We start from the raw sequence: 636 nt of genomic DNA, 5'->3' as shown, positions 1-636 counted from the left end.
AGAATTATAACTCAGAGAGGCATTGCCTCTCTTTTTAAATACATTTAGGAGTAAGAAAGAGACAGAAGAGGGAAAAGCTGCAAAGATCTTCTTGAATATGGTAGAGTACTATCAGAAAGGAGACAGCTTATGTTTAAAGGTTTATATAAAGAAGTGCAAGGGATTGTGTATAAGTGTAGAAATGAGTATTATCTTCATTTATGGGAGCTAACAGATTGGGAACAAGAAGGGATGATATGTTTACATGAATTGCTTAGTAAAGAGAAGGACCTTGTAGAAGACATTCCACGCTTAAGACGATACTTTAAGACCAAGTTTCGAAATCGGGTATTAGACATAATCCGAAAACAAGAAAGTCAAAAACGGCGATTTGACAGGGAAGCTTATGAGGAAATAGGAGAAATAAGTCATCGGATAAGTACAGGAGGACTCTGGTTAGATGACTATTACCTTTTTCATGAGATGTTAAGGAGCTATAGAAGCCAACAAAGTAAAGAGAAGCAAGCAGAACTAGATCGATTATTGAGAGATGAACGCTTCAGAGGACGACAAAGGATCTTAAGAGAGTTACGATTCGTCATGAAAGAGTTTGATATCAGGAGAGTATAAAAATAAATTGAAAAAAGATTAAAAAAA

1 protein-coding gene is annotated in these 636 nt (G+C 35.4%); it reads left to right on the top strand.

Annotated elements, in window-relative coordinates; genetic code table 11:
- The first annotated feature begins 129 nt into the window (after positions 1-129).
- Positions 130-609 carry a hypothetical protein gene (locus HMPREF1117_RS10670; protein WP_000472384.1) on the top strand — a complete coding sequence of 160 codons (480 nt, stop codon included), beginning with the start codon at positions 130-132 and terminating at the stop codon, positions 607-609.
- Positions 610-636 lie beyond the last annotated feature (27 nt).

This window comes from Streptococcus sp. SK643 (genome assembly GCF_000259505.1).
In the GTDB taxonomy this organism is placed as follows: Bacteria; Bacillota; Bacilli; order Lactobacillales; family Streptococcaceae; genus Streptococcus.
Note: the sequence above shows the minus strand (reverse complement) of the source record. Positions and strands in the feature narration are given on the sequence as shown.